Below are 26,717 nucleotides of genomic sequence, written 5' to 3' on the forward strand. Positions count from 1 at the left end.
GCCGGACCGCCCGTTTACGGAAAGGGCGAAGATTATTCACCTTTTTCCTGCTATAACCGTCGCATACCGGGAACGGGGATAGCAAAATCGATGGCGAAATTGGGTGAAACGGCGCCGACGCGTCGTGGCTTGCTGAAGACGGCTGGCGCGCTGGCCGGGGCGATGGTGGTACCGGATGCGGTCTCCGCAGCGATGCGTGCGGCCGAGTCGCAGCCGCGACCGCTAACTCCGTCTGCGCTGGCACCGGTGCGCCCTGCGCCGCGGGTAGTGCCGAGCTCGCCGCGAGTCGTTCGCCCTGACCTGATGCGTCAGGCGCTGGCGGCGCTTGAGCGCCATGGCAACACCATCAAGATGCGCGACCGGATCGTCATCGCAGACTTTTCGGCGCCGTCGTCGCAGCGCCGCTTCCACTTCATCGACCTGGTCAGCGGCAAGAGCGTGTCCAAGCTGGTGGCACACGGAAGCGGATCGGATCCGAGCCACACTGGCTATTTGCAGCGCTTCTCGAACCTCAACGGGTCGAATGCCTCCTGCGAGGGCGCCTTCCTCGCGGACAATTACTACGTCGGCAAGCACGGCAAGTCGCAGCGTCTGATCGGCCTCGATCCGACCAACAACAATGCGCTGGCGCGTGCCATCGTGGTTCATGGCGCGTGGTATTCGAACGAGGATATGCTGCGGACCCATGGCCGGCTCGGCCGCAGCCAGGGCTGCTTTGCCGTTGGCGAGCGCGAGCTGGCCGAAGTGTTCGAGCGGCTGGGCCAGGGCCGGATGATCTACGCCGCGAAGGTATAACGCTGGCGGGCACGTCGGGCGCGGCCGATCAGCCGCGCCCATAACAATTCCTCCAAACCGGCATGGCCCAGCCCCAAGTGCGGCGGGCGAACGGCGAGGGCGTCCCCCAGGCTGAGGGTGCCGGCGCGCAGCGAGCGGCGCGATACATCGGCCCAGCGCCGCGCCGTGGCCCAACGAACCAACCGTATGTCGGCCGCGCGCCAGGGCCGCTCCGCAAGGAACGCCTCCTGAAGGCGGACCAGATAGTTGCCGAGGGCTGCCAGCGTGGCACGATCCGGCACCGGCTGGCCATGCATGAGATGTTCCACCACCAGCGCAGCTGCGGGTTCAGCCTGTTCCCCTAGAAGCGGCGTATAGGCGCCGGCGAGAACCTGTCGCGCGCTGGCCAGCATCCTGTCCTCATAACGCTGCGACGCGCCGCCGGCGTGGCGGCGGTAGGCAAGGAGCGGCGTGTCGATGCGGGCAATCTCGCCCAGCGCCGCCATGCGGTGATAGAGGTCGAAATCCTCGGCATAGAGGATGTCCGGCCTGGTGAACGGGTTGAGACGCCGGGCCGCATCCATTCTTACCATCACCGACGACCACACGAACGGATTTTCGATCCGGATCAGCCAGCGAAGCAGAGCGGGCGTGGTGTGGGCCACGTGGGGCGAGGGCAGCAGGCGGGCACCCTCCAGCACCTCTGTCGCGCTGGCGAGCAGAACGGTTTCGGGGTGGGCGTCGAGATAGGCGATTTGCCGCGCGAACCGGTCGGGCAGGCAGAGATCGTCCTGGTCCAGTCCAGCGACGTATCTGCCTCGCGCTTCCGCAAACGCGCGGTTGCGCGCGCGGACCGGCCCGCCGTTCTGGTCCAGCGCGATCATGCGAACGCGCGGGTCTGGCCATGCGCGCAGCATCTCGCGCGTCTCGTCCTGGGAGCAATCGTCGACAACGATCACCTCGAAATCGGTGAACGTCTGCTTCTGCAAGGTGGCGAGGGTCGCCGGCAGCAGATCGGCGCCATTATAGGCGGCCATGATCACGCTGACGACGGGCGGGCCGCTCACGCCGCCGCCTTTGCCTGTCCGGCCAGCAGCTGATCCACGATCATCATGCCCACGTCATTCTGCCAGAGCCAAAGGCCGTTCGCCTGACCGACGAAGCTAGCCTCTCCACCCAGCTTGCCATGAGGAACAAAGCCGGCGGCAAGCCCAATGCCGTACAGGCCGGGGAGGGGCGCTCCCGCGGCGTCGCGGATCCGGCAGGCACCATCCACCATCGGGGCGCCGGCATGTGCGGCAAGCGCGAGCGGGCGACCGTCTGCGTCCTCCAGCGGCAGCGCGCGCGGGCGGTAGCCCATGGCAGCGATGACCAGATCGGCCGTGCCAAGGATGTCGCGCGCGGCGGCATCATCGTCTCCGGTGACGCGATGCAGCGCGATCCGCGGCTCTGGCGCGCGTCCGTCGATCCCGAGCATGCGAAGCACGAGCTCGCGGGCCTCCAACCGGAAACCGGCGAGGCGATAGACGAAGCCGGAGACCGGGCAGATGTCGTCCGGCCCGAAATCGGTGAACCCTTCGGCGTGGGCGGCTTCCACCGAATGGTAGAACGGGCGCAGGGGGCGGCGGTGGAGCAGGGTGATGCCGCCGGCGCCGAACGGCAGCGCCGGACGCTCCCGCAGCAGCAGCGCAACCGTGGTGAGCGCGCTGGTCGATCCACCGATCACGGCGACGCGCGGCGCCCGTTTGCCGGATAGCAGATCCGCCACCATCTCGAAGCCGCCGCGAGCGAGCACCGAATCCGACTGAACAAGGCGATCGCCGGCCATGTCGACCAGCGATGCGCCCGCCACGCGTTGCGTGACGAGCCGGTCGAGCGGCTGATGTCCGCCAGTGGCGATCACCAGATTTCGCGCCACGCGCTCAACATCCCGGTGGGTGGTCGTATCGCGCAGGCGCACATGCCACCGCCCGTCCTTGTGCCGGGCGCTCAGGGCCTCCATCCCGGTCATCACCGTGCCGCCATGCGCCGTGACGCTGGCGTGAAGGCGATCGCCGATGGCGCGCAGGAGGGGGCCAACCTCCGCCAGTGGTACGCCGAGCGAGGCACGGTGGCGAGCCACCGCCAGGGCGGCAGGGTGATCGGCAAGAGCGGCAATCGCCGGATCGGCGTTGCCCTCAATGGCGCTCAGGAAGGTTTGCGCCGTTGAATCGGAGGTGATCGCATAGCGGCCCAACTGGCCGCCGCCGATCGATCCATCCCGCTCCACCACGATGAGGCCGTGGGAAAGATCGGGGAGGACGCCGTGGCGGCTGGCGGCGGTGAGCAGCGCAGTACCGGCCGGGCCGCCGCCGATGATCATGGTTTCCGCGACCGGTGGCGGCGCGGCCGGGATCGACCTTGGCTTGAGCGCGACGATGCGGTCCAGGGTTTCGATGACGCGGGCCACGTCTTTGGTCGTCATCGTGTCCGACAGCGGTAGCGAAAGGAGCCGGCTGCCCACCATGTCGGCGACGGGCGTAGGCTCGATCTGCGCAACGCCGCGGACCCAAGGCTGCTCCCCCAGATGCGGGCTGAAATACTTGCCCGCGCCAATGCCTTCCTCACCCAGCCGGGCGATGATCGTGTCGCGTTCATGCGTGCGTTCGGAGGGCAGCAGCAGCGGGAAGAAACCGAGCGCCTGCCGACCGGCGCGTTGCGGCTGCGCCGTGTAGCGGCCGGCGATCGCATCACGGTAGGCGTCGGCCAACTGGTCGCGGTGGCGAGCAATGCGTGCGAAATCGTCCAACCGTGCCTGGGCCACCAGCGCCATGGCCTCGGGCATCTTGGCGTTCAGGCCTGGCAATGTCGCCGTGCGCGGCGCGGTGAAGCCGAAATTGGCCATCGCCCGCAGCCGCTCGATCCGGTCCTCGTCCGCGCAATGGATGAGGCCGCCCTCCTGCGTGGCGAACGGCTTGGTCGCGTGCATCGAGAACACGACAGGAAAGGGAGCGCCGGCGCCGAAGCCGAGCCCAGTGGCATCGGTGGTGCCGAGCGAGGCGGCGGCATCGATCACCACAGCCACGCCGAAGCGGCGGGAGAGCCAGCGGTAACGGTCGAGGTCGATGCCGAAGCCGAAGGTCGCATAGGGGACGAGGGCAGCGATCTGCGCGCCGTAGCGCTCCAGCAAGCGCTCCTCCTCATCAGCGGCGGCGCTCCAATCGTCAGCATCGACGTCGCAGACGAGCGGCGTCAGTCCTGCCCACCACGCCGCCTGCGCGGTCGCGGCAAAGGTCATTGCCGGCATCAAGGCGAAACGCCCCGCGGGCCCGTCGCTGACAGCATCGCGCAAAGAGATCATCAGGCCGAGCGTGGCATTGGCGACCGCCAGACAGGCACCGCGGCCACCGAACAGCCGGCGCGTCGCATCCGCCTCAAAGGCGCGGAGGACTGGGCCGTTATTGCTGTAGATCCCGGAATCCTCGATCCGGGTGAGCGCATCGGTTAGAGCGCTCAGCCGCGGCGGATGTGGCGTGATCAACGGCAGACGCTTCATGGACGGTACTTCCTCCCCGTCCATGAGCTTGGCGGAGGCGGCCTAAGACTTGGTTACCCGCCGGTCATATTCGGCCAGCTCATAGGCGATGGAGGCTTCCACCAGGTCATCCCACAGCTGGCCGATCGCCTGTTCGGGAAGGCCGGCAGCGGCGGCATGGGCGCGGGCGTTGGCGATCACTTGCGCCTTGCGCGCCTCGTCGCGCACCTGCCCACGCTCCGGCTTGATGCGGGCGGCGGCGTCCATATAGTCGAAGCGGCGGCGCAGCAGCGCGATGAGCTCGCGATCGACCTGGTCGACCCCGGCGCGTACTTCGGCCATGGTGCTGCATTCTGGTCCGGAAAGGATCGTCATCCGCGCGCCTTGGCGGGGCAGGCCGCGGCTGTCCAGCTTGACTTCGCAGGCGGCTGCGCGTAGGCGCGCCGCTTCGCGATCGCCCCTGCACTCCGGTGAAGCAGGTGGCCTGTCCGCCAGATGGCGGCCGGTGCGATACCGGGACCAACGTTGTTAGCAAATCGAAGGAAAGACGATGTCGAAGCGCCATAGCGCCAAGCACAAGCTCGACCGCCGTTTGGGCGAGAACATCTGGGGCCGTCCGAAGAGCCCGGTGAACAAGCGTGAATACGGCCCGGGCCAGCACGGCCAGCGCCGCAAGGGCAAGGTGTCGGACTTCGGCATCCAGCTGCGCGCCAAGCAGAAGCTGAAGGGCTATTACGGCGACGTCACCGAGAAGCAGTTCCGCCACTGCTACGACGAAGCTGCCCGGATGAAGGGTGACACTTCGCAGAACCTGATCGGCCTGCTCGAGCGTCGCCTGGACATGATCGTGTACCGCGCGAAGTTCGCGCCGACGATCTTCGCTGCCCGCCAGCTCGTCAGCCACGGCCACGTTTACGTGAACGGCGTGAAGTGCAACATTGCGTCGCGTCGCTGCGCGGTGAACGACGAAATCACCATCGGCAAGAAGGCGCAGGAAATGGCGCTGGTGCTCGAGGCGCAGAACCTGGCCGAGCGTGACGTTCCTGACTATGTCGTCCAGGACGGCACCACCAAGGTGACCTTCATCCGCGTACCGACGCTGGACGAAGTGCCGTATCCGGTGAAGATGGAACCGAACCTGGTGGTCGAGTTCTACAGCCGCTGATCTGATGCTCCGGTGCGAGCCGGAGTGTCACCGCCTCGGCGGAGTGGAAAAGAAAAGGGCGGTCCTGCGGGGCCGCCCTTTTCCTTTGCTTACAGGCCCAGCGACTTGCGCAGGAAGGTGTCCGACCGTTCCAGCATGTCGGCACGCGCGGCGCCGTCGTCCAGCGAATGGGCAAGCCCCTTATATTCGACCAGTTCGACGCTCTTGCCGGCGCTGCGCAGCGCACGTTCCATCAGGCGTGCTTCCTCGATTTCGACATTGAGGTCGAGGTCGCCGTGGAACATCAGAACGGGCGCGCGGATCGCCGCTGCATTTTGCGCGGGGGAGCCTTCCCGGACATGGGGACCTTCGCCGACCATGCGCACAACCTGCGGGTAATTCCCCCGTTCAAAGAATTCCTGCTTCCAGGCGGCAAGGTCGGTTACCGGCGCCACGGCGATGACCGCCTTGTACAGATCGGGGTCAACGACGCCTGACTGGAGCGCGGCATAGCCGCCATATGACCAACCGACGATCGCGAGCTTGCCGTGGCGTGCGATCCCGGAGGACAAGAGCCAGCGGCCGGCGTCATTCACGTCGCCGATCGCCGTGCGCCACGACTTGAAGCCATTGTCGGCGAACCAGTCCGAGCCATAGCCCGTAGAGCCACGGAAGTTGGGTTGCAGCACCGCGAAGCCGCGCGCCGCGAAGAACTGTGCCCACCAGTCGAAGCCCCATTCGTCACGCGCCGAGGGCCCGCCGTGCGGCATGACAATGGCGGGCAGGTTCTTGCCGTCACTGTTGACCGGCAGGGTCAGATAGCCCGGGATCTTCGTTCCGTCGGCGGCCGGAAAGGTGACCGGCTTCATGGTTGCGAGTGGCACCCCTGCCAGTTCGGCCCGAATGGGCAGTACCTCGGCGAGTTTCCGGTTCTGCTTTTCGAAAAGGTAGAAGGTGCCCGGGTGGGTGTCTCCCCCGGCGAACATCAGCAGCTTGCTTTCGTCGGTGCTGGCGTCGACGAAGCTGACGAGCGGCTGCTTGGGCAGTGCCTTGGCAAGCGACTTCGACAAAGCGGCCAGTTCCGTGTCAAAGAACTGGGGCTGCCGGAAATCAGTGGCAATGCTTGCCCCAACGACGCGGCGGTGCCGACCGATCTGGATCAGATCATCGACGTCCACCTGCGTATTGGCGAGCACAAGATCGCGCCGCATCGATCCGTCCAGCGCCACTTTCCAGAGCGCTTGCCGACCGTTGTAATCGTCAAAGCCGAAGGCGACGTTCAGCTTGGGATCCACCGCATAAGGGTTGAAGCCCTTGTAGCGTCCGCCGAGTAGCTCGAGCTTGGACAGCGGCTCCCATGTCCGTGACTCCGGCTTTCGATAGAAATAGTTGATCTCGTTGGCAGAATAGCCAGTTCCGGCGATCGGCCGCACGCCCATGATGCGGACCGTGCCGACCCCGTCGCTGATATATTCGACCGCGTCGCGCTTCGCGCGCTCGACCGGCCGACGCTGAAGCGTTTTCAGATCGACCCGTTCCACGCCCAGACCTTCGTCATTCTTCTGAATGACCCGGTCGATCGAGCTTTCCGGAACATATTGCCGGGCAACCAGGACAGTTCCCTTGCCATCGCCGGTGAGGTCGAGGACGCGCCCGCCGTCGCCGTGAAAGTACAAGGAGCGCTCGTTCACCCGGGCGGTGATGAGTTTGAAATCCTTGCCATCAGCATTGATCGCGAACAGGCGCGTATAGCCTTCGATCAGGTTGGAATTGCGCGTCATCACGACGGCACGGCAGACCAGGCGCTCTGTCGTGGCCCATTGGCAGCTTGCCAGCTTTTCGGGATTTCCGCTCGTCTGCATGATCGAGACAGGCTCACCGCCCTTGGCAGGATCGGCGATCATCAGCGCTGCACCCCTGGTGCCCGCCGGTACGATCATGGCAACGCGACTTCCATCCGGCGAAAGGCTGATCTGGCTGATGCCCTCCCGTGCGCCGAACGCCCGAGCCAATGGCGCGGCACCTTGCGCCTGCGCTGTAACCGGCGACGCAGCCGCCAACAACGCCGCGACAAGCGCGCGCGACTTCAATCTTATTGTCATGGTCTTGATTTCCCCCCCAGGAAGCAACTTTGCCGGGCGTCAGGGCAATTGCAAGGGCGCGCGAGTGCGTTGCGAGCGGGGCTGCAACCTGTATGGGACAGCAATCCTTCCTATGAGGTTTTGCGGATGCGTTCGATATTGTGTTCCCTTGCCGCTCTCATCGTCGCCACCCCCGCGCTGGCGCAGACCGCGCCGCAGATTTCGGTGGAGACGCTGAAGTCGGTCACCAAGGAATTGTCGTCGGATGCCTATGAAGGGCGTGCGCCGACAACGGCCGGCGAAAAGAAGACCATCGACTATCTGGTGAAGCGCTTTCAGGCGGCGGGGCTGAAGCCCGGCAACAAGGGGCAGTGGACCCAGGACGTGCCGATGGTGGAGATCACGGCCGGCAACGTTTCTGCCTTCACGGCGACGGGCGGCAAGGCGCCGGTCACGTTCAACTATCGAACGGATATCGTCGCCGGAACATATCGGGTCGTGCCGAAAATCGAGTTGAAGAACAGCGACCTGGTCTTCGTAGGCTATGGCATCAATGCGCCCGAGAAGGGCTGGAACGACTATGCCGGCCTGGACGTGAAGGGAAAGACGGTCGTCATCCTCGTCAACGATCCGGACTGGCAGACCAAGGAAGCAGGCGCGCTGGCCGGTTTGTTCGAGGGCCGCGCGATGACCTATTACGGTCGTTGGACCTACAAGTTCGAGGAAGCCGCCCGCCAGGGGGCGGCTGGCGCGATCATCGTCCACGATACGGAGCCGGCAGCCTACGGCTGGTCCGTGGTTCAGTCGTCATGGACGGGCGCACAATATGAACTGGACGTCCCGAACAACCATATGGACCAGAGCGAAATGGTTGGCTGGATCCAGCTGGCCAAGGCGAAGGAACTGTTCGCCGCCGCTGGCAAGGATTTCGACCAGCTGTCCGCCGCGGCCAAGCAGAAGGGGTTCCGCGCCGTGCCGCTCGGCCTGAAGCTGTCGGGCAGCTTCTCGAACGAGATCAAGCGCAGCATGTCGAAGAATGTTGTCGGCATGCTGCCGGGCACGACCGCTCCTGACGAGGTGGTGCTGTACTCGGCCCACTGGGACCATCTGGGCCGATGCGACCCAGTCGATGGGGACGACATCTGCAACGGTGCGTCCGATAATGCGAGCGGCACGGCGGCACTGGTCGCCATGGCCGAGGCCTATCGCGCGGGCGGTCCGACGCGGCGGTCGGTCGCCTTTGTCGCCGTGACCGCAGAGGAAAGCGGCCTGCTGGGTTCGCAATATTATGCTGCCAATCCGGCTTTCCCGCTCGGCAAGACGGTGGGCGGCGTCAACATGGACGGGCTGAACACGCTGGGCGCGACCCGCGATTTCGAGATCGCGGGGGCCGGCAAGTCCGAGCTGGAGGATATGGTGAAGCCGCTGCTGGCGGCGCAGGGCCGGACCGTCTCGGCCGAAGCCACGCCGGAAAAGGGACATTATTATCGTTCCGATCATTTCAGCTTCGCGAAGCTGGGCGTGCCGATGCTTTCGGGTGGCAGCGGCCTTGACCTGGTGAACGGCGGAACGGCAGCCGGGGAGCGTGCCTCCGCGGATTATCTGAAGAACCGTTATCACGGCCCAAAGGATGAATATGATCCGAACTGGAATTGGGACGGCGCGGTGCAGGATCTGACCATCTATTACCAGCTGGGACGGCAGCTGGCCGACGGCAACGCCTGGCCCAACTGGTACCCGTCCGCCGAGTTCAAGGCGATCCGCGACAAGTCTCGGCAGGAGGCGAAGTGAGCCGCGCACCCAAGCCCGAATGGGCGCCCCATACGGCCGTCTGGATCGGTTTCCCGAGCCATCCGGATCTCTGGTTGGAGGACCTCGAACAGGCGCGCAGCGAGGTTGTCGCTTTTGCCGCCGCCGTTCACGCGGAGGGCAAGGGCGAGCAGGTATTGCTTGTCGCCGCGGACGAGGAGGCGGCAGCCGAGGCACGGCGGATGGCGCCGTTCGCCGAGGTGGTCGTCGAACTGTTCGGCGATATCTGGCTGCGCGATACTGCTCCGATCATCGGGCATGACGGCCTGGCGCACGACTTCATGTTCAACGGCTGGGGCGGCAAATACGACCTGCCCGGCGACGATGACATCGGCCAGCGGCTGGCCGAGGAGCGGGGCCAGCAGGTGCAAAGCCACGGCTGGGTGCTGGAGGGTGGCGCCATCGACGGAGACGGCACCGGCCTGGTGGTGACCACGGAGCAGTGCCTGCTCAACCTGAACCGCAATCCCGACCTGTCACGCGCCGACATCGAGTCGCGGCTGGCGGCCGACCTCGGCTTCGACCGGGTGCTGTGGCTTGGTGATGGGCTGCTCAACGACCATACCGACGGCCATGTCGACAACCTCGCCCGCTTCGTCGGCGAGGGGCGTCTGGCACTGCCGGTGGGCGAGGAGAATGATCCCAACTGGCACGTCTATCAGCAGGCGATCGAGCGCGCGCGCGCGTTCGGGGTCGATGTCGTGACGGTGCCATCGCCGGGTCGCGTCCTGCGCGATGGTGAGATCGTACCGGCGAGCTACATGAACTTCTACATCGGCAACGCGGTCGTCGTGGTGCCGATCTACGGCTCCGAACAAGACCAGGCGGCCGTGCAGGCGATTCAGGCGATCTTCCCGGACCGGAAGGTCGTGGGGCTACGCGCCGACGCCATCCTGACAGGTGGTGGCAGCTTCCACTGCATCTCCCAGCAGATCCCTGCCTGACGCCGCTCGCCTTCTGGCCACCCCAGCCTTGCCGGGGTGGCCGGAAGCGACCGGGTCAGCCGAACACGCGTGCGAAGATCGTGTCGACGTGCTTGTAATGATAGCCGAGGTCGAATTCGGCATCGATCGCTTCAGGCGATAGTGCGGCGGTTACGTCCGCGTCAGCCTTCAGCAACTCGTTGAGCGACAAGGCGCCGTCGGACTCCCAGACCTTCATCGCATTGCGCTGAACCAGCCGGTAGGCATCCTCACGGCTGACACCGGCCTGGGTCAGGGCCAGCAGCACGCGCTGCGAATGGATCAGGCCGCCCATGCGATCCATGTTCTTCTGCATGCGCTCGGGATAGACGAGCAGCTTGTCGACCACGCCGGTCAGGCGAGCCAGGGCGAAATCGAGCGTGATGGTCGCGTCGGGAGCGATGTAGCGTTCCACGGACGAGTGGCTGATGTCGCGTTCATGCCAGAGCGCCACATTTTCCAGAGCGGGCGTCACATAGCCGCGGACCATGCGGGCGAGACCGGTGAGATTCTCCGTCAGCACCGGATTGCGCTTGTGCGGCATCGCCGACGAGCCCTTCTGCCCCGGCGAGAAATATTCCTCCGCTTCCAGCACTTCGGTGCGCTGCAGGTGGCGGACCTCCACGGCCAGTCGCTCGATCGAGCTCGCCACCACACCCAGGGTGGCGAAGAACATGGCGTGGCGATCGCGGGGGATGACCTGCGTCGACACCGGCTCCACCGCCAGGCCCAGCTTGGCCGCAACATGCTCCTCAACGCGCGGATCGACATTGGCGAAGGTGCCGACGGCACCGGAAATGGCGCAGGTGGCGACTTCCGCGCGGGCAGCGACGAGCCGCGCGCGGCAGCGGCTGAACTCCGCATAGGCCTCGGCAAGCTTGAGGCCGAAGGTCACCGGCTCGGCATGGATGCCGTGGCTGCGGCCGATCGTCGGGGTCAGCTTATGCTCCTCGGCGCGGCGGCGAAGCACGGCCAGCAGCGCGTCGAGATCGGCGATCAGGATATCGGATGCGCGGGCGAGCTGCACGGCGAGGCAGGTGTCGAGCACGTCCGAGCTCGTCATCCCCTGGTGCATGAAGCGGGCCTGATCGCCGACCTGCTCGGCCACCCAGGTGAGGAATGCGATCACATCATGCTTCGTGACCGCCTCGATCGCGTCGATCGCGTCGACATCGATGGCCGGGTTGGTGTGCCACCATGCCCAAAGCGCCTCGGCGGCTTCCTTGGGCACGACGCCCAGGTTTGCCAGAGCCTCGGTGGCGTGCGCCTCGATCTCGAACCAGATCTTGAAGCGGGATTCTGGCGTCCAGATTGCCGTCATCTCTGGTCGGGAATAGCGCGGAACCATGTGAACATCCTTGGTCGTGCGGTGACAACGGCTCGCCGTGAGTCGTCGAGGGAAGAGGTTGCGCGCGGGTAGCAGGCATGCGTCAAGGCTTCAAATCCGATGCCCGGAACCCGATATGGCAATTGTCGGTTGATACGGCAAAGAACTTACGCTGCCGCGATGACATTCGTAATGCGAAACGCGGGCAGAACTAAGAGTTTTGTAAGGAGAGTTATGATGTTGAAGCAGCTATTCCTGGCCAGTGCCATGGTTGTTGCTGTTCCAGCGCTTGCGCAGGATGGTGCCACGACGAAGCCGACGGCGCCCTCGTCAGCGCCGGGCGCTGCGAGCGTGCCGCAAGAACCCGCATCTGCTGATTCGGCGCAGGCCGCTGCGGCAACAGCGAATGCCCAGGCGGCCGCGACGACGACGGATCAGGTGTCCACGATCGTCAACGCTGAATTCGCATCATATGATAAGGACGGCAACGGCACGCTGGAGAAGGCGGAGTTCGCCGCATGGATGGACGCGCTGAAGGCCAAGGCGCCGGCAGGCGGCGACAAACCTGGTGATACCAAGTGGAATGACGCGGCCTTCGCGCAGGCCGACAAGGATAAGTCGACCTCGCTCACCCGCGAGGAACTTACCGGCTTCCTTGGCGCTTCGGTGAAATCTGGCGCGGATTGATCCGGTTTGACGTGTCTCAACAGGGCTGCCGGATCGCTCCGGCAGCCCTTTTTCGTAGGAAACAGTTCGGGGATTGTTTACGGGCGAACCCTAGAGTGTCGACATGACCCCGGTTTTTCTTACGATCGATACAGAGATCGCCTGGCGTCACCATGCGGCGGGGCTTGGTCCTGACGTCGTGGAAGCGCGATCCATCGAGCCGGCAGGCGTGGGGCTTCGCTGGCAACTCAATCGTCTTGGCTGTCACGGACTGAAGGCGACGTTCTTCGTGGATCCAATGCCGGCACGGATCTACGGCCTCGATCCTTTCAAGCGGATCATTGATGCGATCCTAACAGCCGGGCAGGAGGTGCAGCTTCACCTACACCCTAATTGGACAAAGGCGAGGCTGGGCGATCGGAGCGTTCATGCAGGCTTCGAACTCAGCGATTATCCCGCGGATGCACAGCGAGAATTGTTGAGCGAGGCGGCAAGCCTGTTGATGGCGGCTGGTGCGCCCCGGCCCATTGCGTTCCGCAGCGGCAGCTATTCGGCGAACGACGATACGCTCAGGGCACTGGCATCGCTCGGAATCGTTTATGACAGCAGCCACAATGGCGCCCATCATCCCTGGCCCAGTGCAATCGGCCTAGCCGCCACCCAGATCGCGCCCGTCAGGCACAGGGGCGTCGTGGAAGTGCCCGTTACCACGATCGAGGACACGGCCGGTGTGTGGCGCAACTTCCAGATTTGCGCCCTTTCTGTCGAAGAAATGACGGCCGCCATCGACCACGCCATTGCCGATCGACATGCCGCACTCACCATCGTCAGTCATAGTTTCGAGCTTGCCGATCGCAGCGGGATGACGGCGAACGGGGTGCACGTGCGTCGCTTCGAAGCCTTGTGCCAGTTGCTTTCGGAGCGCGAGGCGAGCGCCCCCACCACCCATTTCATCGACCGGCCAAGCCTGGCCCTGGATGCGTGCGACAAGCCGCTGCCGGCAAGTCGCTGGCGGCGGGGCCGGCGACAGGTGGAGCAGGCGTGGTCCAATCTGGTAAGCGAGCGTAGCGCATGAGCAACGCCGCCCTGCGGCTGCAGATCGGCGCCCGCACCATTGCCACCATTCCAAGGCGCCTGACCCGGGTTGGCATGTCCCTGGACGCGGCGCTGGCGGGGCAACTGCCCGCTTTTCCGCCGCTGACAGATGCCGACGACGGTTATCTGCTCACGTCGCTGCCCGCGGCGTTATCACCCGACTGGCCAGGGCTACTGTTCGAGAAGCAGCGATACACACGCTATTATGTGGACCTTGCCATTGGCCAATCCGCGTGGCGGGCAGGTCTGTCCGGGCAGACGCGGTCGACGCTGAAGCGCAAGGCGAAGAAGCTAGCAGCGGCCAGTGGCGGTGGCTTGGACGTGCGCCGGTTTCGCACTGCCGCCGAACTGCAAGTCTTTCATCCGATCGCGCGGGCACTGGCGGAGAAGACCTATCAGGAACGCCTGATGGGCGCAGGACTCCCCGGTGACGATGCCTGGGTTCAGCGGATGGTGACGCTCGCGCAAGCGGATCAAGTGCGGGCATGGTTGCTGTTCGTGAACGATACACCGGCAGCCTATCTGTGGTGCAGCGCCGATCGAGAGACGCTTCGCTACGATTACGTCGGTCATGACGAGGCTTTCGCGGCGCTTTCGCCAGGAAGCGTGCTGATGGAAGCCGCACTGGTCGACCTGTTCAGTGACCGGTTCGCTCGCTTCGACTTCACCGAGGGGGAAGGGCAGCACAAGCGACTAATGGCCAATGCAGGTATTGCCTGCCGGGATCTGTTGCTGCTGCGGCCGACGCTGGCGAACAAGGCAGCCATGGCGCTGGTGAGCGGCTTCGACACGGCGATCCAGGTCGCGAAGCGGGCAGCGGCGCTGCCGGGGCTGGAGCAAATGGCAAAGCGGGTGCGGCGGGCCTGAGCGGGCACCCTTTATGCCGGCCATGAAGATTTCGACAAGCGCGGGGCGACGGCGCTAGACCGCAGGAATGCAGCTCACGGCACCAGCGATCATCCTGTCGGTGCGTCCGCATGGCGAGCATGGCGCGATCGTTCGTGCCCTGACGCCAAGAGACGGCGTGCAGGCCGGTTATGTGCGTGGCGGCCGGTCGCGCGGGCTGCGGCCGGTATTGCAGCCGGCCAATGCCGTCCTTGGCGAGTGGCGCGCGAGAACGGCCGAACAACTGCCCGCGCTGACCGTGGAATTGGTGCACAGCCGCGCATCGCTGCATGGCGAGCCGTTGCCGGCAGCAGCGCTGGAGTGGCTGACGACGTTGACGGCCGCCGCGTTGCCTGAGGCGCAGCCTTATCCGCAGCTGTACGATGCGCTGGCAGCGATGCTGGACGCCGTCGAGGCGGCGCCGGCCGCGAGGGGCTGGGCAGGGGCAATGGCTCGTTACGAGCTTCTGGTGCTGGCGCAGCTTGGCTTTGGTCTGGATCTGGAGCGCTGCGTGGCGACGGGGTCGGCCGAGGACGTGGCGTTCATCAGCCCCAAGAGCGGCGGGGCAGTGAGTCGGGCGGCTGCTGTGGGCTATGAGGACCGTCTCCTGCCCTTGCCCGACTTTTTACGCGCGGGGGGCGAGCCTGACTGGTCCGATGTGTTCGACGCTTTGGCAATCACAGGCCGCTTTCTCTCGAGAAACGTCCTCACGGATCGCCGCGTCGACGCGCTGTCCGCGCGCACCCGGCTGATGGACCGACTGAAGAGAGCAGTTGCGTGACCAGCGCCGGGCCGGCAAGGCTCGCCGTCGACGCTGTCGAATAGGTCTGCGCAGCCCGCGTGGCACTATCGGCGGCGATGTCGACAAGCTCAGCCCAAAACGGTGATCATGGCGCAATCTCACCTCATCGCGATCCTGCCGGGAGACGGCATCGGCCCGGAAGTTACCGCTCAGGCACGGCGCGTGCTGGAGGCGCTCGACCTTGCGGTCGCGTTCGAGGAAGCGCCAGTCGGAGGGGCGGCTTACCATCAGACCGGCAATCCGCTCCCGACGTCGACACTTGACCTGGCGCGGCGCGCGGACGCGATCCTCTTCGGCTCGGTGGGGGATCCCGCCTGCGACAACCTGGATCGGCACCTGCGACCGGAACAGGCCATTCTCGGCCTGCGCAAGGAGCTTACCCTGTTCGCCAACCTGCGCCCGGCAAAGCTGTTCGCGGGGCTGGAGGATGCGTCCGCGCTTCGCCCGGAGGTGGCGCGAACCATCGACCTGCTGATCGTGCGCGAGCTGAACGGCGACGTTTACTTCGGCGAGAAGGGGATGCGGACGACGGAGGCTGGCCTGCGTCAAGGGTATGACCTGATGAGCTATGACGAAGGGGAGGTGCGGCGCATTGCCGTCGCCGGCTTCGAGGCGGCTCAGCGGCGGCGGGGCAAGCTGTGCTCGGTCGACAAGGCGAATGTGCTTGAGACTTCGCAATTGTGGCGCGACGTGGTGATCGAGGTTTCGCGGCAATATCCGGATGTGGCGCTGAGCCATATGTACGTCGACAATGCAGCCATGCAGCTGGTGCGTGACCCTGGCCAGTTCGATGTGATCGTAACCGGCAACCTGTTCGGCGATATCCTGTCCGATCAGGCATCCATGTGCGTCGGCTCCATCGGCTTGCTGCCGTCCGCCTCACTCGATGAAGCCGGCAAGGGGCTGTACGAGCCGATCCACGGGTCGGCGCCCGATATTGCGGGGCAGGGCAAGGCCAATCCGTGTGCGGCGATCCTTTCCGCCGCCCTGATGCTTCGTCATTCGCTTGGCCAACCGGACGCGGCTGACCGGATCGAACAGGCGGTGGCACGCGCCTTGGCCAGCGGCAACCGAACGGCGGACCTCGGCGGCGACTGCTCGACCCAAGCAATGGGAGACGCGGTTCTGGCCGCGCTGTGAGCGATCCGCTCGAGCTGGCGATCGTCATCCCGACGTTCAACGAGCGGGCCAATGTGCCGTTGCTCGTGGCCAGGCTGGAGCAGGCGCTGGCGGGCACGAGATGGGAAGCCATTTTCGTCGACGATGACAGCCCGGATGGCACGGCCGATGCTGCTCGCGAAATCGCGCGGCGGGACCCACGCGTCCGGGTGATCCAGCGCATCGGGCGGCGCGGATTGGCAACGGCCTGTATCGAAGGGATGTGCGCCACGGCGGCGCCGTTGGTGGCCGTGATCGATGGCGATCTTCAGCATGATGAAGCGATCCTGCCGCGCATGCTGCAGGCGATGCGCGAAGACGACGCGCTGGACATCGTGATCGGCTCCCGCTTCGTGGATGGTGGCGGCACCGGCGAGTGGGACAGGGATCGCGTGGCAAAATCCGCCCTTGCGACCCGGCTGTCCCAACGCGTGCTTAACGTGGGCCTGACAGACCCGATGAGCGGCTTTTTCATGATCCGCACGCAAGCTGTCCGGACGGTGGCGCCCTGCCTTTCAGGAATCGGATTCAAGATCCTGCTCGACATCATGGCGGCGTCCGATCGCCCGTTGCGGTTCCTTGAGCTGCCGTACGTATTCCGGTGCCGGGAGCAGGGAGAGTCGAAGCTCGATCACGTGGTGGCGCTGGAATATCTGATCGCGATCTACGATCGGAAGTTCGGCAGGGTGGTGCCGGTGCGCTTCGCGATGTTTTCGGCCATCGGCGTGATCGGCGTGCTGATCCACATGAGCGTGCTGACGCTGTTGCACCTCGGGCTCGGGGCCGCCTTTCTGGTCGGGCAGATCGTCGGAACGGTGGCGGCGATGACGTTCAACTTCTTCCTGAACAACGCGCTGACATATCGCGACCGGCGCTTGCGGGGATGGCGCCAAATGCTCGACGGATGGGTATCCTTCTGCCTCGTATGTTCCGTGGGAGCGATCGCCAATGTCGGGGTGGCAGCCTTCCTTTATGACTTCCGCTACGGTGCATGGGCTGGCTCTGCACTTGCCGGCGTGCTGGTGGGCGCCGTCTGGAACTACGCGCTTTCATCGCGCTTCACCTGGGGACGGTACTGAGGCGGCTCATATCCAGCTGTCGAACCACATCCACTGCCGGAATGCGCCAGCATCGGGCAGGGCGTGGGCAGAGAGGATCGGGAAGAAGTAAATGGCGAGGCAGAGCGCCACGCCGAGCAATGCCAGATCCGCGCCCCGCAGCCGCATGCGCCAGTGATCGAGCAGCAGCACGATTGGCAGAACGATGAAGATGCTGGACGGGAAGTAATAATAATAGAAGCCGAGCGATTTGGGGATCACGGCCCAGATGCCGAGACTTGCCGTCCAAAGCGCCGCGGCGGCAAAGAAGCGCGGCGAGCCGTGGCGCACCCATCCGATCCAGCAGCCGAGCACCGCCGCGAGGCCGCCCCACATGATCGCCGGATTGCCAAGCAGCAGGATTCCGCGCTGCGCCCCATCGACCGGTTCGTAGAGATACCAGATCGGCCTGATCAGCAACGGCCAGCTCCACCAGTCTGACTGGTAGGCGTGGGGAGGAAGAACCTGGGTCTGTTTTTCGAACATCTCCAGCTGAAAGGGGATCAAGCGCGCGGGCGTCAGCGGTTCGACGGCGTAGAAGAAGGCGGGCGCGAAGGTGAGGAGATAGGCCGTCACCGAGACGGTGCCGAGCACGGCGACTGCCGGCCAGACCGATAAGCCCGGAAATCGCCGTGAATCCTGGCGTTTCAGGATGACCAGCGCCGCCGCAGCGAAGGCGACATAGGGTGCCGCCAGCCATTTGCAGCCGACTGCCAGTCCGAGCAGGACCGAGGCCGCCACCCACCGCCACCATCCGCCCGCTCGAACGGTCCAGGCGATCATCGCTATCGCGCCGGCCAGGAAGGCGAGCATGAAGCCATCCAGCATTGCGATGCGCGATTGAACATAGAGGGTGAAGTTCAGCAGTGTCAGTGCGGCGGCCACGAGAGCGGGGCGCGGGCGCCCGGTGATTTGCCAAGTGGTGGCGAACATCGCGACCACGGTCGCGCTGCCGGCGAGCGTGGACATGAAGCGCCATCCGACCGGCGTGTCGCCGAACAGCAGCATGCCGAGCGCAATCAATGATTTGCCCAGCAGCGGATGTTCGATGTTGGCCGGGCCGGACAGAGCGATCAGCGAGCGGGCTGCCGGGACATAGTGGATCTCGTCAAAGACCAGCCGGTGCGGGACCGCGAGGCGGATCAGGAACACCGCTTCGGCCAGCGCGAACAGGAGGATGGCGAGCGGCAGCGGACGGCGCAGCATGGGCCGTGTGCTTAGCGGGGCAGCGGGCCATGCGATAGGCGCAGGATCCAGGCGCTCTGCACGCGGACTGTCGCATCCAAGTGTCGCGCGAATGTTGAGAAAGTTGATACGGCGGCGACGTATCGCTCAGCATTCGGCTTGCTCCGGAAAACTAGAGCGCTTTTGCCACGACGCACGGGCTGTAGGACAGCCGCGAGCGGCCGTGTCGCCAGGCGTTTGCGTATTCGGCACGCCGCGGCGCCCCTTAGAGTCTGCTCCCGCGACGTACGCCGGGGGAGGATAACCTTGAAAGCCAAGCAGTATTGGCCGAAAGCGGCGTCATGAAACGTCGTACCGGACAAGATCGCGCGATCACCGACAGCTGGCGCCCCGCTACTCGTGCGATCCGCGGCGGAACCGTGCGCACGGAGTTCGGAGAGACATCCGAGGCGATCTTCGTCACCTCCGGCTATACCTACGATTGCGCCGGTGACGCCGCCGCGCGGTTCGCCGGCGAGCAGGAGGGAATGACTTATTCCCGGCTGCAGAACCCGACGGTGGAGATGCTGGAACATCGCATCGCCATTCTGGAAGGGGCGGAGGCGTGTCGCACCATGGCGAGCGGCATGGCGGCGATGACGGCCGTGCTGCTGAGCCAGTTGCAGGCTGGCGACCATGTTGTTGCCGGGCGCGCTGCCTTCGGATCGTGCCGCTGGCTGGTCGACAACCTACTGCCCAAGTTCGGCATCGCGACGACCGTGGTGGACGCACGCGATCCGCAGGCGTTCGAGGATGCGGTTCGCCCTGAAACGAAGGTGTTCTTCTTCGAAACGCCGGCGAACCCGACGATGGACGTCGTGGACCTGAAGGCGGTGTGCAGCATTGCGCGCGAGCGCGGGATCACCAGTGTGGTCGACAATGCCTTTGCCACCCCGGCACTGCAGCGCCCGCTGGAGTTCGGCGCGGATGTGACCGCCTATTCCGCCACGAAGATGATGGACGGACAGGGCCGTGTACTGGCCGGCGCGGTTTGCGGAACCAAGGATTTCATCGAGAACACCTTGCTGCCCTTCACGCGCAACACCGGACCGACGCTGTCGCCGTTCAATGCGTGGGTAGTGCTGAAGGGGTTGGAAACGCTGGACCTGAGGATCCGGCGCCAGTCTGAGAACGCCGTGAAGGTCGCGACCTTCCTTGAAGGCCGGGTTCCGACGGTGTTGTACCCCGGCCTGCCCAGCCATCCGCAGCATGATCTGGCGATGAGCCAGATGGAGGCGGCAGGCCCAATCTTCGCCGTCCTGCTGGATGGGGGACGTCAACAGGCACACGGGCTGCTCGATGCTCTGGAACTGATCGACATTTCGAACAACATCGGCGATTCTCGATCCCTGATGACTCATCCCGCCTCCACGACCCACAATTCTGTCACGCCGGAAAAGCGTGAGGAAATGGGCGTGACCGAAGGCATGTTGCGCCTGAACGTCGGGCTGGAGGATCCGCAGGATCTGATCGAGGATCTTGACCGCGCATTACGCAAGGTCGGCTTGTGAAGGCCTTTTTCCCCTCGTCAGAAACGACGCGGGGAGTCACCGTGCGTGTTTCGGTGAGCTATTTGCCCGAACAATCGGAACCCGCGCGCGGACGTTGGTTCTGGGCGTATCACATCCGGATCGAGAATGACGGGCCGCAGGCCGTACAGCTGCTGACTCGGCACTGGATCATCACCGACGGGCGCGGCGCCCGTCATTCGGTGGAAGGCGAAGGGGTGGTCGGCGAGCAGCCGCTGATCGCGCCGGGCGCCAGTTATGATTATGTATCCGGCTGCCCATTAGCGACGCCGTTGGGATCGATGCAGGGCAGCTATCGCATGGTCGATGCCGCTGGCATGACCTTTGATGTCGCGATCCCGAAGTTCGCGCTGGTCGCTCCAGCCGTGACCGGGGGAGAGCGCGGCTGAGCACGGTCGCTTGCGGGCGACGCCATAGCGCGGCATGGCATGCGACCATGGTGAACAGCCGCCCCACTATCCCCGCTGGATCGTTCCGCCTTATGGCAGGTGCCAGGTGAAGCGTACGCATCTTCCGCTGAACGGGCTGCGCGTGCTGGACGCGGCCGCCCGCCATCTGTCCTTCACCCGCGCTGCCGACGAACTGGCGGTGACGCCGGCTGCCGTCGGCCAGCAGGTGCGGGCGCTGGAGGATACCCTTGGCGTTGTCCTGTTTCGCCGCACCACCAAGGGTCTGGAGCTGACGCCAGAAGGAGAGGCCGGCCTTTCCGCGCTCCGCAACGGTTTTCTCCAGTTCGAGGAAGCGGTGCGCGCGATGCAGGCGGGGCAATCGTCCAAGTCGCTGACCATTGCGGCGCCCCGCGATCTTACGGAAAAGTGGCTCTTGCCGCGGCTGGCAACCATTGCGCAGCGCGACAGCGACCTGCGCTTCGTGCTGGTCACGGCCGACGCGCCGCCGGATTTCACCGAAGCCAATCTGGACCTCGCCATCACCTGGGGCGAAGGTCCGGGAGCGCATGAGGGCGAAGCGATCGAAAGCGAAGGTATGGTAACGGTGGAGCGCCCCGGCGGCGGCGCACCGGCGCTGATCGCATGGCCGGGGGATGGCATGGACGATGCGGCAGCGCTGGTCCGCGTGGGTGACGCTGGCCTGGCGCTCGATGCCGCGGCGCGCGGGCTTGGCCGCGCAACCGTGCCCGAACTGCTGGCCGCCAATGATATCGCCGCCGGGAAGGTGGTGATGGTGGGCGAGCCGCGTCCGTCTCGCCTCGGCTTCTGGCTGGTCGCGCCGCTGCCGCAATGGCGCCAGCAAAAGGTGCAGTCGCTGGTCGAGGCGCTGGCAGGTTGAGGCGCGCATGAGGGCGGAACCCTTCGAAAGCGAGCGGCTGACGATGCGGGCGCCCACGACGGACGACGCACCGGCCCTGTTTGAGGCCTATCGCGATCCGCGAGTGATGCGTTTCTGGTCCAGCCCGCCGCACGGCTCGGTCGCGGAAACTGTCGCCTATGTGACCCCTCACGCTGGCGACCAGTGGCGGCAGTGGGTGATCGTGGAGAAGGCAAGCGGCCGCGCGATCGGCACGCTGGCCGCAGGCGAACGGCGCCGTGGCGTAATGGAAGTCGGCTATCTCCTTTCCGCCGCCGCCTCCGGCCGCGGCTTTGCGCGCGAAGCCGTGAGTGCGCTTATTGACTTGCTGTTCGCGCAGGGCGCACGCCGCGTGTTTGCCGATACCGACCCGGATAATGCCCGGTCGATCGCGCTGTTGGTGGATCTCGGCTTTCAACGTGAGGGCTTGCTGCGCGCGGAGTGGGAGACGCACATCGGCGTGCGCGACAGCGTAATCTGGGGCTTGCTGCGCGACGAATGGCGAGGGAAGCCAGCGCGTTGAGCGTTCACACGCCTGCGGGGGTTCTGGGGCGATGTTTCCGACAACCGTCAGTTAGCGGCACTGGAACACACCTCCGGGAGGGCGGGCCTTACCCAATTCGAGCGACGGCAGGCGGCCTCTCGCGACAAGCGCGGTAATTGCATCCGCCATCCCGTCGCATCTGCCCTGACGCCGACGCCTTTCCTTAGAGCGCCAAGTGCGCTTGTGGCGGGCTGGCGCTCACGTCGACGTACTTCAGGAAGGCTCCTACGGAGAGCTGTTGCCGAACCCAGGCGTTCGTTCAGTCTCCGGAAAGTAGCCTCATGACGTCGCTCCGGCCGCACTGCCGGTGCCCTGTGCCGTCGTGTTCAGCGAATGGCGCCTGCCTGCTTCTGGCATCTGATTGAACCGGCTAGCGGCAGAGCCGGCAGCCTGATCTCGCGACAGAAACAAAAAGCCCCGCCGGATCGCTCCGGCGGGGCTGATTGCATCAGGCTTATCCTGGCGACGATCAGTCGTTCAGATACTCGCCAGCCGCCTCGTCGCTGCCGTCGCCCGACGGGACGACCGTAGCGAGCGGGTCGCTGCCGGTGCCGGCGTCGTCACGCACGGTGCGGGCATTCTCCGCCGCGCGCAGTTCCTCCGCGCTGTTGGGCGCGATGAGCATCTCGGACAGCTTGCGCTGCTGCACCCGAAGCGCCGCGTCGCGCGAGGAAGCGGCCACGCGCAGGCGGTTCATGCCGGCGCCCGTGCCTGCCGGGATGAGCCGGCCGACGATGACGTTCTCCTTCAGGCCCATCAGCGTGTCCTGCTTGCCCTGGACCGCCGCCTCGGTGAGGACGCGGGTGGTCTCCTGGAACGACGCGGCCGAGATGAACGACCGGGTCTGCAGCGACGCCTTGGTGATGCCGAGCAGGATCGGCTTGCCCTGTGCAGGCGCCTCGTTCTTGCCGAGCTTCGCGTTGACCTCGTCCATCTCCGCACGGTCCACCTGCTCGCCGGGGAGCAGGGTGGTGTCGCCGGCTTCGGTGATCTCGACCTTCTGCAGCATCTGACGAACGATCGTCTCGATGTGCTTGTCGTTGATCTTCACGCCCTGCAGTCGATAGACTTCCTGGATCTCCGACACGAGATATTCCGCGAGCGGCTCGATGCCGAGCACCTCGAGAATGTCGTGCGGATCCGGGCTGCCGCCGATCAGGTTGTCGCCACGCTTGACGTAGTCGCCTTCCTGAACGTCGATCACCTTCGACTTCGGGATGAGGTATTCCACCACCTCGCCGCCGTCCTCGGGCTGGATGCCGATCTTGCGCTTTGCCTTATAGTCCTTGCCGAACACCACGCGGCCCGAGACCTTCGCGATGATCGCATTTTCCTTCGGCTTGCGCGCTTCGAACAGCTCGGCAACGCGCGGCAGACCGCCGGTGATGTCGCGGGTCTTGGCGGACTCGCGAGCGACACGGGCAACCACGTCGCCGGCATAGACGACCGAGTTGTCGTCGACCGACAGCACCGCACCCGGCGCCAGCATGTAGCGGGCGGACTCACCCGAACCCTCGTCGAGCAGGGTGATGCGCGGACGCAGATCCTCCTTCGAACGGCCGGCTGCACGATATTCGATCACGACGCGCTGGGCGATGCCCGTTGCCTCGTCGACCTGCTCGGTCAGCGTCTTGCCCTCGATGAGGTCCTGATACTTCACCGTACCGCCGGTTTCCGTGATCACCGGCATGGTGAACGGATCCCATTCGGCGATGCGATCGCCGGCGCTGATGATGTGCCCATCGTCGCACAGCACGTTCGCGCCATACGGGATCTTGTGCACCGCCAGCTCGCGGCCATCCATGTCGACGATCGCGACTTCACCCGAGCGGCTGAGCACCACGCGGCGACCACGCTGGTCGACGATGATGCGCAGGTCGCGATACTCGATCGTGCCGTCGGTCGGCGCCTCGAGGTTCGACTGCTCGTTGAGCTGCGCCGCACCGCCGATGTGGAAGGTACGCATCGTCAGCTGCGTGCCCGGCTCACCGATCGACTGCGCCGCGATGACGCCGACGGCCTCGCCGATGTTCACCGGCGTACCGCGGGCGAGATCACGCCCGTAGCACTTGCCGCAGACGCCGATCTTGCTTTCGCAGACCAGCGGCGAGCGGATCTTGACGGCCTGCACACCGGTCGCCTCGATCTTCGCCACCATCGGCTCGTCGAGCAGGGTGCCGATCGGGATCACGACCTCGCCGGTTTTCGCCTCGACGATGTCCTCCGCGGTCGTACGACCAAGGATACGCTCGCCGAGCGACGCGATGACCGAGCCGCCCTGAACGATCGCCTTCATCTCCAGCGCGCGCTCGGTACCGCAATCGTCCTCGACGATGACGCAATCCTGCGACACGTCGACGAGACGGCGGGTGAGGTAACCCGAGTTCGCCGTCTTCAACGCCGTATCCGCGAGGCCCTTACGAGCGCCGTGGGTGGAGTTGAAGTATTCAAGAACGGTCAGACCTTCCTTGAAGTTCGAGATGATCGGCGTTTCGATGATCTCGCCCGAGGGCTTCGCCATCAGGCCGCGCATGCCGGCGAGCTGCTTGATCTGCGCCTGCGAACCACGCGCACCGGAGTGCGCCATCATGTAGATCGAGTTGATCGGCTTCTCACGGCCGGTCTCCTCGTCGATGCGAACGGCCTTGATCTCGTTCATCATCGAGTTCGCCACCTGGTCACCGCAACGGCTCCAGGCGTCGATCACCTTGTTGTACTTCTCCTGCTGCGTGATCAGGCCGTCCTGATACTGCTGCTCGAAGTCCTTCACCTGCTCACGCGTCTCGTCGACCAGCTTGGTCTTGTCCGGCGCGATGATCATGTCGTCCTTGCCGAACGAGATGCCGGCGCGGAACGCGTGACGGAAGCCGAGTGCCATGATGGCGTCGGCGAACAGCACCGTCTCCTTCTGGCCGGTGTGACGATACACCTCGTCGATGACGTCGGTGACGTCCTTCTTGGTCAGCAGGCGATTGACGGTCTCGAACGGTACCTTGTGGCTCTTCGGCAGGCACTCGCCGAGCAGCATGCGGCCCGGCGTCGTCTCGTAGCGCTTCAGATACTGGTTGCCGTCCTCGTCGGTCTGCGGAACGCGGCTGATGATCTTGGTGTGCAGCGTCACCGCGCCGGTGAACAGCGCCTGGTGCACTTCCTCCATGTCGGCCAGCAGCATGCCTTCGCCCGGCTCGTTCTGCTTCTCCATCGAGAGATAGTAGAGACCGAGCACCATGTCCTGCGACGGCACGATGATCGGCTTGCCGTTGGCGGGCGACAGGATGTTGTTGGTCGACATCATCAGGACGCGCGCTTCCAGCTGCGCCTCAAGGCTCAGCGGGACGTGCACGGCCATCTGGTCACCGTCGAAGTCGGCGTTGAAGGCCGAGCAGACCAGCGGGTGAAGCTGGATCGCCTTGCCCTCGATCAGCACGGGCTCGAACGCCTGGATGCCGAGGCGGTGAAGCGTCGGCGCGCGGTTCAGCAGCACCGGATGCTCGCGGATCACCTCGTCGAGGATATCCCAGACTTCCTTGCGCTCCTTCTCGACCCACTTCTTCGCCTGCTTCAGCGTCATGCTGAGGCCCTTGGCGTCGAGGCGGGCGTAGATGAACGGCTTGAACAGCTCGAGCGCCATCTTCTTCGGCAGGCCGCACTGGTGCAGCTTGAGCTCCGGACCGGTCACGATGACCGAACGGCCCGAATAGTCGACGCGCTTGCCGAGCAGGTTCTGACGGAAGCGGCCCTGCTTGCCCTTGAGCATGTCGGACAGCGACTTCAGCGGACGCTTGTTGGCGCCCGTGATCGTGCGGCCGCGGCGGCCGTTGTCGAACAAAGCGTCGACGGCTTCCTGCAGCATGCGCTTTTCGTTGCGGACGATGATGTCCGGCGCGCGCAGCTCCATCAGCCGCTTCAGGCGGTTGTTGCGGTTGATGACGCGGCGGTACAGGTCGTTCAGATCCGAGGTCGCGAAACGACCACCGTCGAGCGGCACCAGCGGGCGAAGCTCGGGCGGGATGACCGGCACGACCTCGAGGATCATCCACTCCGGGCGGTTGCCCGATTCGAGGAAGCTCTCGACGACCTTCAGGCGCTTGATGATCTTCTTGGGCTTCAGCTCCGACTTGGTCGTCGCCAGCTCTTCGAGGAGCTGCTGCTTCTCGCCCTCGAGATCGAGGCTCTCGAGCATGATGCGCACGGCCTCGGCGCCGATGCCGGCGGAGAAGGCGTCTTCACCATATTCGTCCTGCGCCTCGAGGAGCTCGTCCTCGGTCAGCAGCTGGAACTTCTCGAGCGGGGTGAGGCCCGGCTCGATGACGATATACGCTTCGAAGTACAGCACGCGCTCGAGCTGCTTCAGCTGCATGTCGAGCAGCAGGCCGATGCGCGAGGGCAGCGACTTCAGGAACCAGATGTGCGCGACCGGGGCAGCGAGCTCGATATGGCCCATCCGCTCGCGGCGGACCTTCGAGACGGTGACCTCGACGCCGCACTTCTCGCAGACGATGCCCTTGTACTTCATGCGCTTGTACTTGCCGCACAGGCATTCGTAGTCCTTGATCGGACCGAAGATGCGCGCGCAGAACAGGCCGTCACGCTCGGGCTTGAACGTGCGATAGTTGATCGTCTCGGGCTTCTTGATCTCGCCGAACGACCAGGAGCGGATGCGGTCCGGAGACGCGATGCCGATCTGGATCTGGTCGAAGGTCTCCGGCTTGGCGACCGGGTTCGCGAAATTGGTAAGTTCGTTCATTTTTCTACCTCTTCCCCCTCCCGCGCGGGCGGGAGGGGCTAGGGGAGGGATGGT

The 26,717-nt window shown here is 65.1% G+C and carries 21 protein-coding genes; 14 read left to right on the forward strand and 7 right to left on the reverse strand.

Going from position 1 to position 26,717, the window contains the following annotated elements; all coding sequences use genetic code 11:
• Positions 1–90 precede the first annotated feature (90 nt).
• Entirely contained in the window at positions 91–795 is a 705-nt protein-coding gene (locus LQ954_RS10115) for a murein L,D-transpeptidase catalytic domain family protein (protein ID WP_227771716.1), read from the forward strand.
• Here LQ954_RS10115 and LQ954_RS10120 read toward each other — a convergent pair.
• From LQ954_RS10120 to LQ954_RS10130, 3 genes are read right to left on the reverse strand one after another with little or no spacing between them, the layout of a single operon-like run.
• Positions 777–1,841 carry a glycosyltransferase family 2 protein gene (locus LQ954_RS10120; protein WP_231022947.1) on the reverse strand — a complete coding sequence of 355 codons (1,065 nt, stop codon included), beginning with the start codon at positions 1,839–1,841 and terminating at the stop codon, positions 777–779. The genes LQ954_RS10115 and LQ954_RS10120 overlap by 19 nt on opposite strands.
• The gene (locus LQ954_RS10125) at positions 1,838–4,309 is read right to left on the reverse strand and encodes a DegT/DnrJ/EryC1/StrS family aminotransferase (RefSeq protein WP_231022948.1); all 2,472 of its coding nucleotides are present in this window, start codon (positions 4,307–4,309) and stop codon (positions 1,838–1,840) included. The genes LQ954_RS10120 and LQ954_RS10125 overlap by 4 nt, the downstream gene beginning before the upstream one ends.
• 42 nt (positions 4,310–4,351) lie before the next feature.
• A complete protein-coding gene (locus tag LQ954_RS10130) occupies positions 4,352–4,663 on the reverse strand; it encodes a chorismate mutase (RefSeq protein ID WP_231022949.1) in 312 nt (103 codons plus the stop codon).
• 175 nt (positions 4,664–4,838) lie between these two features.
• Here LQ954_RS10130 and rpsD point away from each other — a divergent pair, with 175 nt between their 5' ends.
• A complete protein-coding gene (rpsD, locus tag LQ954_RS10135; RefSeq protein WP_088367976.1) occupies positions 4,839–5,453 on the forward strand; it encodes a 30S ribosomal protein S4 in 615 nt (204 codons plus the stop codon).
• An 89-nt stretch (positions 5,454–5,542) separates the two neighbouring features.
• Here rpsD and LQ954_RS10140 read toward each other — a convergent pair whose 3' ends face one another.
• Entirely contained in the window at positions 5,543–7,534 is a 1,992-nt protein-coding gene (locus LQ954_RS10140; protein WP_231022950.1) for an alpha/beta hydrolase family protein, read from the reverse strand.
• 126 nt (positions 7,535–7,660) lie between these two features.
• Between LQ954_RS10140 and LQ954_RS10145 the strand changes: the two genes are divergently transcribed.
• A complete protein-coding gene (locus LQ954_RS10145; RefSeq protein WP_231022951.1) occupies positions 7,661–9,304 on the forward strand; it encodes a M28 family metallopeptidase in 1,644 nt (547 codons plus the stop codon).
• Positions 9,301–10,266: an agmatine deiminase family protein gene (locus LQ954_RS10150; RefSeq protein WP_231022952.1), complete on the forward strand. Its 966-nt coding sequence runs from the start codon at positions 9,301–9,303 to the stop codon at positions 10,264–10,266. Before LQ954_RS10145 ends, LQ954_RS10150 begins: the two co-directional genes overlap by 4 nt.
• 55 nt (positions 10,267–10,321) lie before the next feature.
• Here the strand turns inward: LQ954_RS10150 and purB are convergent, their stop codons facing one another.
• Positions 10,322–11,632, reverse strand: a complete 1,311-nt coding sequence (purB, locus tag LQ954_RS10155; RefSeq protein WP_231022953.1) for an adenylosuccinate lyase — start codon at positions 11,630–11,632, stop codon at positions 10,322–10,324.
• Positions 11,633–11,848: 216 nt separating this feature from the next.
• On the opposite strand from purB, the gene LQ954_RS10160 reads away from it, so the two are divergent.
• The 6 genes from LQ954_RS10160 (at position 11,849) to LQ954_RS10185 (ending at position 17,296) form a co-directional block, all read left to right on the forward strand.
• Entirely contained in the window at positions 11,849–12,298 is a 450-nt protein-coding gene (locus LQ954_RS10160; RefSeq protein WP_231022954.1) for an EF-hand domain-containing protein, read from the forward strand.
• Between the two features lie 103 nt (positions 12,299–12,401).
• Positions 12,402–13,352 (forward strand): polysaccharide deacetylase, encoded by a 951-nt coding sequence (locus LQ954_RS10165; protein WP_231022955.1) that lies wholly within the window; start codon positions 12,402–12,404, stop codon positions 13,350–13,352.
• Positions 13,349–14,239 (forward strand): GNAT family N-acetyltransferase, encoded by an 891-nt coding sequence (locus LQ954_RS10170; protein WP_227771706.1) that lies wholly within the window; start codon positions 13,349–13,351, stop codon positions 14,237–14,239. Before LQ954_RS10165 ends, LQ954_RS10170 begins: the two co-directional genes overlap by 4 nt.
• Before the next feature lie 67 nt (positions 14,240–14,306).
• A complete protein-coding gene (gene recO, locus LQ954_RS10175; RefSeq protein WP_227771705.1) occupies positions 14,307–15,038 on the forward strand; it encodes a DNA repair protein RecO in 732 nt (243 codons plus the stop codon).
• 108 nt (positions 15,039–15,146) lie between these two features.
• On the forward strand, positions 15,147–16,199 hold the full coding sequence (leuB, locus tag LQ954_RS10180) for a 3-isopropylmalate dehydrogenase (protein WP_231022956.1): 1,053 nt from the start codon (positions 15,147–15,149) through the stop codon (positions 16,197–16,199).
• On the forward strand, positions 16,196–17,296 hold the full coding sequence (locus LQ954_RS10185) for a glycosyltransferase family 2 protein (RefSeq protein ID WP_231022957.1): 1,101 nt from the start codon (positions 16,196–16,198) through the stop codon (positions 17,294–17,296). Before leuB ends, LQ954_RS10185 begins: the two co-directional genes overlap by 4 nt.
• Positions 17,297–17,302: 6 nt before the next feature.
• Here LQ954_RS10185 and LQ954_RS10190 read toward each other — a convergent pair whose 3' ends face one another.
• Positions 17,303–18,520 (reverse strand): phospholipid carrier-dependent glycosyltransferase, encoded by a 1,218-nt coding sequence (locus LQ954_RS10190; RefSeq protein ID WP_231022958.1) that lies wholly within the window; start codon positions 18,518–18,520, stop codon positions 17,303–17,305.
• 320 nt (positions 18,521–18,840) lie between these two features.
• Between LQ954_RS10190 and LQ954_RS10195 the strand changes: the two genes are divergently transcribed.
• The 4 genes from LQ954_RS10195 (at position 18,841) to LQ954_RS10210 (ending at position 21,895) form a co-directional block, all read left to right on the forward strand.
• A complete protein-coding gene (locus LQ954_RS10195) occupies positions 18,841–20,049 on the forward strand; it encodes a trans-sulfuration enzyme family protein (protein WP_231022959.1) in 1,209 nt (402 codons plus the stop codon).
• Positions 20,046–20,456 carry a Co2+/Mg2+ efflux protein ApaG gene (gene apaG / locus LQ954_RS10200; RefSeq protein WP_227771700.1) on the forward strand — a complete coding sequence of 137 codons (411 nt, stop codon included), beginning with the start codon at positions 20,046–20,048 and terminating at the stop codon, positions 20,454–20,456. The genes LQ954_RS10195 and apaG overlap by 4 nt, the downstream gene beginning before the upstream one ends.
• Before the next feature lie 106 nt (positions 20,457–20,562).
• Entirely contained in the window at positions 20,563–21,354 is a 792-nt protein-coding gene (locus LQ954_RS10205; RefSeq protein WP_231022960.1) for a LysR family transcriptional regulator, read from the forward strand.
• Between the two features lie 7 nt (positions 21,355–21,361).
• Positions 21,362–21,895, forward strand: a complete 534-nt coding sequence (locus tag LQ954_RS10210) for a GNAT family N-acetyltransferase (RefSeq protein WP_231022961.1) — start codon at positions 21,362–21,364, stop codon at positions 21,893–21,895.
• Positions 21,896–22,385: 490 nt separating this feature from the next.
• On the opposite strand, the gene rpoC is transcribed toward LQ954_RS10210, so the two are convergent.
• Positions 22,386–26,663, reverse strand: coding sequence for a DNA-directed RNA polymerase subunit beta' (gene rpoC, locus LQ954_RS10215; protein ID WP_231022962.1), 4,278 nt, complete (start codon positions 26,661–26,663; stop codon positions 22,386–22,388).
• Positions 26,664–26,717 lie beyond the last annotated feature (54 nt).

It is taken from the genome of Sphingomonas sp. IC-11 (assembly GCF_021043365.1).
Classification (GTDB): Bacteria; Pseudomonadota; Alphaproteobacteria; order Sphingomonadales; family Sphingomonadaceae; genus Sphingomonas.